Source organism: Neisseria sp. P0022.S010 (assembly GCF_051956635.1).
Window position 1 is genome coordinate 1 of the sequence record NZ_JBQCXF010000108.1, and the last position, 8536, is coordinate 8536.

At 48.4% G+C, this 8536-nt stretch carries 9 protein-coding genes; 1 reads left to right on the forward strand and 8 read right to left on the reverse strand.

All coding sequences use genetic code 11. The annotated features are described in order from the left end of the window. Positions 1-1034: cell division protein FtsZ (gene ftsZ / locus ACTHUT_RS10485; RefSeq protein WP_440418779.1), on the forward strand; the 1034-nt coding region annotated here is incomplete at its 5' end. Positions 1035-1155: 121 nt separating this feature from the next. On the opposite strand, the gene ispH is transcribed toward ftsZ, so the two are convergent. From ispH to pilB, 8 genes are all read right to left on the reverse strand, one after another. Next, on the reverse strand, positions 1156-2124 hold the full coding sequence (gene ispH / locus ACTHUT_RS10490) for a 4-hydroxy-3-methylbut-2-enyl diphosphate reductase (RefSeq protein WP_003685931.1): 969 nt from the start codon (positions 2122-2124) through the stop codon (positions 1156-1158). 13 nt (positions 2125-2137) lie between these two features. Continuing rightward, entirely contained in the window at positions 2138-2644 is a 507-nt protein-coding gene (gene lspA / locus ACTHUT_RS10495) for a signal peptidase II (protein WP_250601345.1), read from the reverse strand. Between the two features lie 148 nt (positions 2645-2792). Next, the gene (gene glyQ, locus ACTHUT_RS10500) at positions 2793-3692 is read right to left on the reverse strand and encodes a glycine--tRNA ligase subunit alpha (protein ID WP_250601343.1); all 900 of its coding nucleotides are present in this window, start codon (positions 3690-3692) and stop codon (positions 2793-2795) included. Between the two features lie 81 nt (positions 3693-3773). Beyond that, positions 3774-3956, reverse strand: a complete 183-nt coding sequence (gene yacG / locus ACTHUT_RS10505) for a DNA gyrase inhibitor YacG (protein WP_003682475.1) — start codon at positions 3954-3956, stop codon at positions 3774-3776. Continuing rightward, the gene (coaE, locus tag ACTHUT_RS10510; protein ID WP_137041174.1) at positions 3953-4573 is read right to left on the reverse strand and encodes a dephospho-CoA kinase; all 621 of its coding nucleotides are present in this window, start codon (positions 4571-4573) and stop codon (positions 3953-3955) included. The genes yacG and coaE overlap by 4 nt, the downstream gene beginning before the upstream one ends. Beyond that, complete coding sequence (locus ACTHUT_RS10515; protein ID WP_440418780.1) at positions 4573-5460, reverse strand: prepilin peptidase; 888 nt, start codon at positions 5458-5460, stop codon at positions 4573-4575. Before ACTHUT_RS10515 ends, coaE begins: the two co-directional genes overlap by 1 nt. A gap of 1 nt (position 5461) precedes the next feature. Continuing rightward, positions 5462-6703 (reverse strand): type II secretion system F family protein, encoded by a 1242-nt coding sequence (locus ACTHUT_RS10520; protein ID WP_137041172.1) that lies wholly within the window; start codon positions 6701-6703, stop codon positions 5462-5464. A gap of 79 nt (positions 6704-6782) precedes the next feature. Beyond that, the gene (pilB, locus tag ACTHUT_RS10525) at positions 6783-8462 is read right to left on the reverse strand and encodes a type IV-A pilus assembly ATPase PilB (protein WP_250601341.1); all 1680 of its coding nucleotides are present in this window, start codon (positions 8460-8462) and stop codon (positions 6783-6785) included. Positions 8463-8536: the final 74 nt, after the last annotated feature.

The window sequence follows — 8536 nt, forward strand, 5'->3', positions numbered from 1 at the left end:
ACAATGCGGCTAAACGCATTCAATTGGGTACAAACCTGACTCGCGGTTTGGGTGCCGGTGCAAATCCTGAAATCGGCCGCGCCGCTGCTCAAGAAGATCGCGAAGCCATCGAAGATGCCATCCGCGGCGCAAACATGCTGTTCATCACTACCGGTATGGGTGGTGGTACAGGTACCGGCTCTGCTCCTGTTGTGGCTGAAATCGCAAAAGAAATGGGTATCCTGACCGTTGCGGTTGTGACTCGTCCGTTTGCTTACGAAGGCAAACGCGTACATATCGCTCAAGCAGGTTTGGATCAGCTCAAAGAGCGCGTTGATTCCCTGATTATTATCCCGAACGACAAATTGATGACTGCCTTGGGCGAAGACGTGACCATGCGTGAAGCTTTCCGTGCGGCCGACAATGTACTGCGTGACGCGGTTGCTGGTATTTCCGAAGTGGTGACTTGCCCTAGCGACATGATCAACTTGGACTTCGCCGACGTGAAAACCGTGATGAGCAATCGCGGTATCGCCATGATGGGTTCAGGTTTCGCGCAAGGTATCGACCGTGCCCGTTTGGCTACTGATCAAGCTATCTCCAGCCCGCTCTTGGATAACGTTACTTTGGATGGCGCACGCGGTGTATTGGTAAACATTACCACTGCTCCTGGCTGCCTGAAAATGTCTGAGTTCAACGAGATTATGCGTATAGTCAACCAAAATGCACACCCTGAAGTGGAATGCAAATTTGGTGCTGCCGAAGACGAGAGCATGAGCGAAGACGCTATCCGTATTACCATCATTGCTACCGGCTTGAAAGAAAACGGTACTGACAACCAACTGCGCGCTGCTGCCCGTACCCAACAATTGGTACGCGGTGCGGAAGAAGCGCCTCAAGCTCAAAGCCAAAGCAGCGCTGAAAGCTTGGTTCGTACCAACCGCAATATCCGTTCTATGAATCTGACAGCGGCTGATTTCAGCAACCAGTCTGTACTGGATGACTTTGAAATTCCGGCTATCTTGCGCCGTCAGCAACATACTTCTGATAAATAATCAGGATCATGCATGAAAAGACCTGCCTTAAAGGCGGGTCTTTTTTATTAGCAGAATAAACTTAAGGCCGTCTGAAAGTTTTCAGACGGCCTTAAGTTTTCAAATAAAGCAAATAACAAACTTACCCTTTATTTAGGATCTGTTTGTTTTCGCCCTCACGACGCAACTCTTTGGGCAAGACAAATACAATGCTTTCTTCTGCGCCTTCTCCTTCGCGTATGGTCTCATGTCCCCAATCTTGAATGGTTTGTAAGACTTCTCGAACCAAGACTTCGGGCGCAGATGCACCGGCAGTTACACCGACCTTGGTTTTGTTTTCAAACCATTCTTTTTTCAGATAGGAGGCATTATCGACCATATAGGCATCAACTCCGCGCAATGCGGCTACTTCTCGCAAGCGGTTGCTGTTGGAAGAGTTGGGTGAACCGACAACAATTACGAGATCGCATTCTTCGGCCAATTCTTTAACAGCGGTTTGGCGGTTGGTTGTGGCGTAGCAGATGTCTTCTTTGTGCGGATTACGGATATTGGGAAAGCGTTGATTTAAAGCTGCAATGATGTCTTTGGTTTCGTCTATCGATAAAGTGGTTTGGCTGACGTAGGCAAGTTTGTCAGGATTTTTGACGTTCAGTCCGGCCACATCTTCCACTGTCTCAACCAGAAACATTTTACCCGGAGGTAATTGTCCCATTGTGCCTTCTACTTCGACGTGGCCTTTGTGGCCGATCATGATAATTTCGTAATCTTGCTCATCGAGGCGGGCTACTTCTTTATGGACTTTGGTTACCAGAGGGCAGGTGGCATCAAAAACGCGGAAACCACGTTGTGCCGCTTCTTCCTGTACGGCTTTGGATACGCCGTGAGCTGAGTAAATCAGTGTTGCGCCTTTTGGGACATCTGCCAAGTTATCGACAAATACGGCACCTTTTGCCCGCAGATTGTCGACGACGAATTTGTTGTGAACGACCTCATGGCGGACGTAAATAGGCGCGCCGAATTCTTCGAGTGCACGTTCAACAATGCTGATGGCACGGTCAACACCGGCACAGAAGCCGCGGGGATTGGCAAGGATAATGGTTTTTTGAGTCATGTGTGTTCCGTTTTCAGACGGCCTTTGTGTCGTTTGAAGGTGTTTTTTTGTGCAGCAAACCGTCTATTACCAAGCAAACTGCGCCAACACAGATAAAGCTGTCGGCAATGTTAAATGCGGGGTAAAACCAGTTTTGCCAATAGAAAAGCAGAAAATCGACAACGTGGCCGTGAATCAGACGGTCAACCACATTGCCAATCGCGCCGCCGATAATCATGGCAGCCCCTAGTTTGCCCCAGCGGCCAAACTCATCACGCAAAATGGCACGGGCTAAATACAAGCTGATAACGACGGCCAGACCTAAAAAGAAGAATTTCTGCCAGCCGCCTTGGTCGGCTAAAAAGCTGAATGCCGCGCCTGGATTATAGGCAAGGGTCAGGTCAAAGAAGCCTGGAATGATATTGAGGCGTTCGCCTTCGGTAAAGTGTTTCAAGATTTCCCATTTGCTCAGTTGGTCAAGAATGATGGCAGCGAGGGAAAGTAAGAAAAAGGGAATTTTTGCAGAAGAGGATGAACTCATGTTTTCAGACGGCTTATGTAATAAAGGGTTTATTTTACCTGAAAGCAGGCTGGAAGTGTTTGCGATGGCATCGACGTTAAGGCCGTCTGAAAATAGAAACGCCGCCACTTGAATGTATCAAAGGGCGGCGTGGTAAGCATGTGCGGGTTTATTGGTTTTTAAGTAACGGGAAACCCAGTTTCTCGCGACTTTCAACGAATTTTTGAGCAACGATGCGGCTCAGTGCACGAATACGGCCGATGTAGGTTGCGCGTTCGGTAACGGAAATGGCACCGCGTGCATCCAAGAGGTTGAACGTATGGCCGGCTTTGAGTACAAGCTCGTAAGCAGGCAGGGCAAGACTGGTGTCTTCAACTGTAAGTAGGCGTTTGGCTTGTTCTTCATAGTCGTTGAATTGGCGCAAGAGCCAATCGGCATCGCTGTATTCGAAGTTGTAGGTGGATTGCTCGACTTCATTTTGATGATAAACGTCGCCGTAAGTGACAATGTTGCCATCAAGAGTTTTTGCCCAAACGAGGTCGTATACGTTTTCCACGCCTTGCAGATACATGGCGAGACGCTCGATACCGTAGGTGATTTCACCGAGTACAGGGGAGCAGTCAATGCCACCGACTTGTTGGAAGTAGGTGAATTGGGTTACTTCCATGCCGTTGAGCCAAACTTCCCAACCCAAGCCCCAAGCGCCGAGAGTAGGGTTTTCCCAGTCGTCTTCTACAAAGCGGATATCGTGTACTTTAGGGTCGATACCCAATTCGCGCAGGGAGTCGAGATAGAGGTCTTGAATATTGGCTGGTGCAGGTTTGAGCGCAACTTGGAATTGATAGTAGTGTTGTAGGCGGTTGGGGTTGTCGCCATAGCGGCCGTCTTTGGGGCGGCGGCTGGGTTGAACGTAAGCGGCAAACCAAGGCTCTGGGCCTAACGCGCGCAGGCAGGTGGCTGGATGCGAAGTACCGGCACCGACTTCCATATCGAAAGGTTGGATAATGGTACAGCCTTTGTCTGCCCAGTAGTTTTGTAATTTGAAAATAATTTGTTGGAAGGTGAGCATGGTGGATGGAATAGATTGGAATAAAGAGGGTATTTTACTGTTTTGAGCCTGTTTTGGATAGGCTGAAGGAAGCAGCGCAGTTTATTTGCCGTCCAACAGGTCTGAAAAGGGGTCGTCTTCCGAAGAAACGGTGTATTTTTCTTGTGCCCATTCGCCTAAATCAATGAGTTTGCACCGTTTGCTGCAGAAAGGGCGGTAGGGGCTGTCGGTGTTCCAAACAACTTCTTTGTGGCAGGTCGGACATTTTACAACAGGAGCGGTCATGCAGTTTCTTTCAGTGATTGTGCAATGGATTGATAGTATTGATGCAAGCGGGCAACCTTGATTTTTGCTTCTTCCATGTTATGGGTATTGTCCAATACATCGTCGGCATGCAGCAGTCTGTCACATCGAGAAGCTTGGGTAGCCATGATTTGACGCGTTTGTTCTTTTGAAAAACCATTGCGTTGATGTACGCGTTCGATTTGGACGGACTCTGGAACATCTACAACCAAAATGCGGTCAGTCTCCGCTTTAAATGCCGGATTCTCAATCAAAAGCGGTACATCGACAATGCCGTAGGCGGATGAGGCAAGTTGTTGTTTCTGCTGCTGTATTTTGTTTAAGATTAATGGCAGAAGCAGGTTTTCCAGTTGTTTTTTGGATTGAGGCCGTCTGAAAACTTCTTCCCGTAAAGCCATACGATTCAGACGGCCTTCACTGTCAAAAACCTCATCGCCGAAAAGCTGGCGGATGGCAGGAAGGGCTTCACCGTTTTCAGCGGTCAGTGAACGGCTGATGGCATCGGCATCGATAATGGGTGCGCCAAGTTCGGCAAACATTTGGGCAATAGATGATTTACCGCTACCGATACCGCCGGTCAAGCCTATCCATAATGTCATTATCGGAATCCTGATTGTACGAGCCACCATTGTACCAGTTGGGTAATAGGTGCATTGGCAACCAAAATAATCCATCCTGCTACAGCAAGGCTGGGACCAAAAGCAAAATATTGACCTTTACCGACGCGGGCAATGAGTGCGCCCACCAGTCCGACTAAAGCAGCCATGAAGATCAGAACAGGCAAGATACCTACGCCCAGCCATGCCCCGAGCGCGGCCAAAAGTTTGAAGTCGCCATTGCCCATGCCGATTTTACCGGTCAGAAGTTTATAGACGGCGCATAAAGTATAAAGGCTCATATAGCCTGCGATTGCGCCTAAAACGGCTGAATGCAGGGGTACGAATGTGTCATTCAGATTAAACAGCAGGCCGATCCAGATTAGGGGCTGAGTCAGGTTGTCGGGTAAATATTGTGTATCGGCATCAATAAAGGTCAGCGCAATCAATATGGCAGTCAAAATTAATCCGCCAATAGTTGTACATGACCAGCCGTATTGCCACGCGACAATACTGAATAAGACACTTGTCAGCAGCTCAATCAGCGGATAGCGTATGCCGATAGCGGTTTTGCAGGAGTGGCATTTCCCGCCCAGTAAAACATAGCTGAGGATGGGGATGTTTTGCCAAGGTTTGACTGGGTTTTTGCATTTTGGGCAGCGTGAATTCGGTTTGCACAGATTAAATGGCTGTTTTTCTTCATCTGTCAGCTTGATGCCCAAATGCTCTTTAGAAAATTGTGTCCATTCGCGTTCCATCATTATCGGCGTGCGATAAATGACAACGTTTAGAAAGCTGCCAATCAGCAATCCTAAAATAACGGCTAAAGGAATGGCGAATGGCGCAAGAACGGAGAGGGCGTCGATGGCAGAGTAAATACTATCAAGCATATCAACCTACGACATTACCCAAGTTAAACAGCGGCAGATACATGGCAATCAGCAAGATACCGATGAGCGAACCCAATACCACCATGATGATAGACTCCATCAAGTGAGACAATCGGGAGACGGAGTTGTCTACTTCATCTTCGTAGAATTCGGCAGCTTTGTTCAGCATATCGTCCAAAGAGCCTGACTCTTCGCCGATGGCCGCCATTTGGATCACCATATTGGGGAACATATCCGTACTTTGCATACTGGATGTCAGCGACAGACCTTGGGTTACCTTGGCGCGGATGTCTTGAGTGGCTTCTTCATAGAGAATATTGCCGGATGCGCCTGCAACTGAATCTAATACTTCCACCAAAGGAACGCCGGCTGCGAAGAGGGTGGAAGTCGTACGCGCCCAACGGGCAATGGTTGCTTTACGGACGATGGCGCCAAAAACAGGGAGTCTCAAAATCAGAGCATCGATTCGTTTTTGGAAGGTAGGCGATTTTTCATGGAGTTTGTACAGGCCGAAGGCGGAAACAATCAAAAGGATGATCATAATCCAGCCATAGTCGACGAATAAATCGGACAAGCTCATGACGAGTTGGGTAAGGCTTGGCAGCTCTGCCCCCATATTGGCATAAACTTCTTTAAAGGCAGGCAGTACAAACATCATCATAATGAAGATAAGCGCAATTGCCACCACGATAATGGCAATCGGGTAGGTCAGTGCGGTTTTAACCTTTTTCTTAATGGCTTGCGTTTTTTCTTTATAGACAGCCAGTTTGTCCAATAGGCTTTCCAGTACGCCGCCGGACTCGCCTGCGCTAACCAGATTACAATAAAAGCGGTCGAAATATTTTGGATATTTGGAGAACGATTTACCCAATGCGCTACCTTGTTCGACATCGGAGCGAACCTGCATCAGCATTTCGGTCATGCTCGGATTGGAGTGGCCGCGCGCAACGATTTCAAAAGCCTGCATCAGCGGTAAGCCTGCCTTCATCATCGTTGCCAGTTGGCGGGTGAACACTGTAATGTCTTCTTGGGTAATACGGCGTTTGCGTGCGGTTTTAACTTTGCTGATACGCAAAGGACGAATGCCTCTGCGTTGGAGTTTCTTGCGTGCTTCTTCTTCGTCTTTGGCAACTACTTCACCATGGACAAGACGTTCGGTCTCGGTATTTTTTCCTTCAAAAGTAAAACGCTTGCCTTTGCTTCTTGAGCCGAACAGACTTCTTTTTTGCTCTGCTTGAGCCATGTGTTATCCCTTGTTAGTAAGAAATAAAGCGGACTGTTTCCCCGTGCCGCTTTATTTTAATTTTCGAAAATATGGCAGTTTAGTCATTGGTATGAGCAGTCACTTCTTCCAACGAGGTCAGGCCTTGCATGACTTTCATGAGGCCGGCGCGACGCAAGTCTACCATGCCTTCCTGATAGGCCATGTTCATGATATCAACTTCTGTACCGTTGTTCATAATGACTTTTTGCATTTCATCGCTGACCGGCATGACTTCATAAATACCGACGCGGCCTTTAAAGCCTTTGCCGCGGCAGCTGTCGCAGCCAACCGGGCGGTAGAGTTTCCAATCTTGAGCCAAGTCCGTATCGGTAAAGCCGGCTTTTTTCAATGCCGGAACCGGCGGGCGTTCAACTTCGCGTTTGCAGTTTGGACACAGTCTGCGCAACAGCCTTTGCGCCATAATCAGGCTGACCGAGCTGGCGATATTGAAAGGCGCTACGCCCATGTTCAAAAGGCGGGACAGCGTGGCCGGTGCATTATTGGTATGCAGGGTCGAGAAAACCATGTGGCCGGTTTGGGCGGCTTTAATGGCGATGTCGGCGGTTTCCAAGTCTCGGATCTCACCGACCATAATAATATCAGGATCTTGGCGCAAGAAGGATCGGAGTGCGGCAGCAAACGTCAGACCTTGTTTCTCATTGACGTTGACTTGGTTGACGCCCGGCAGGTTAATCTCGGCCGGATCCTCGGCCGTCGAAATGTTCACATCTTCCGTGTTCAAAATACTCAGACAGGTATAGAGTGAAACGGTTTTGCCCGAACCTGTCGGACCGGTAACCAACACCATGCCGTAAGGGCGGTTGATGGCCTCAAGCAGCATTTCTTTTTGGAAAGTCTCTAAGCCGAGCTGGTCGATATTGAGCGATGTCCCATCGGAATTTAGGATACGCATCACCACTTTTTCGCCAAACAATGTCGGCAACGTGCTGACACGAAAGTCAATCGGACGGCCGTGTTTATGGAAGGCAATTTGAATTCTGCCGTCTTGAGGAATACGTTTTTCGGAAATATCCAAACGCGCCATCACTTTGATACGCGATGCCAACTGGCCGCGTACTGCGACAGGAGGCTGTACGACTTCACGCAACTGCCCGTCCACGCGGAAACGAACGCGCGCCATTTGTTCGTAGAATTCAAAGTGGATGTCCGATGCGCCCGCGTTCAGGGCATCGGATAAGGTTTTATGGATGAAGCGGGGGATTGGACCGTCTTCAGCCTCTTCATTGTCGATATAAAGCGATTGCGATTGCTGCGTTGCTTCATGTTCGTCGTTGATTTCTTTCAGAATGGTGGTCGAACGTTGACCCAGCCATTCCAGCAATGAGCTGAGCTGGTCGTCTGGAACTACTACTAAGTCGACATTTAAACCTGAAGCAAAAGCAATTTTTTGAAATTTTTGGATTTGGGTCGGATCGGATACGGCGAAATAAACCTTGCGTCCGCGTTTGAAAATCGGAATGCAACGGTTTTGCACCATTTGCTCTTCCGTCAGAATGTCGCTGACTACATTATTGCGCGGGTAGTAGCGCAAATCCAAAAGGGGATAGCTGAATACGCGCGCAACCAACTCTCCCAAAGCTTTAGGGGAGATGATGCCGTCTGAAAACAGGTTGGGCAGGATTTCTTTGCCCGATTGTAAAAGGCTGTTGTAATGTTCCGCTTGTTGATTTGAGATGTTCTGGCTTTGAACCAAAACACGCAATAATCCGACACTCATTTTATTTTCCGTTTCTTGTGCAGTTTTTCCTTTAATTTAGAGGAAAGCCGTATTATTTTATCATTATTATGATT